This window comes from Flavobacterium difficile (assembly GCF_011392115.1).
GTDB classification, from domain to species: domain Bacteria; phylum Bacteroidota; class Bacteroidia; order Flavobacteriales; family Flavobacteriaceae; genus Flavobacterium; species Flavobacterium difficile.
Genome location: NZ_JAAJBT010000028.1, coordinates 1 through 381, shown reverse-complemented (window position 1 = coordinate 381; position 381 = coordinate 1). Strand labels below are relative to the sequence as shown.

Annotated in this window: 1 pseudogene; it reads left to right on the top strand. The window is 39.4% G+C overall.

Annotated features, from left to right (window positions below):
• Positions 1-381, top strand: a pseudogene (locus tag G4D72_RS13630) (gliding motility-associated C-terminal domain-containing protein); the annotation flags it as partial.

Sequence of the window (381 nt, the reverse complement as noted above, 5' to 3'; positions counted from 1 at the left end):
GTGGAGTAGATGCGAATAACAATGGTATTGATGATGTTTACGAAGGCGCTGGATACATTTCAGTACCAACAAACACAGATACTACAGATGCTCCTGATTATTTAGACAATGATTCAGATAATGATGGATTAACAGACATCGTTGAGAACAACGAAGGTGTTGCTATTGCAACAGGAGTTGATACAGATGGAGATGGATTAGATGATGCATGGGATGATGTAGTAGGTAATGATGTAAATGACAACATCAACACACCAAATGCAGCTTCATTAGGCGATGAAGATGGCGATGGCGAGGTAGATTACAGAGACATTTTAGATAGTGATAATGACGGAGTTGCGGATAATGTAGATCCAGATGATGATAACGATGGTGTATTAG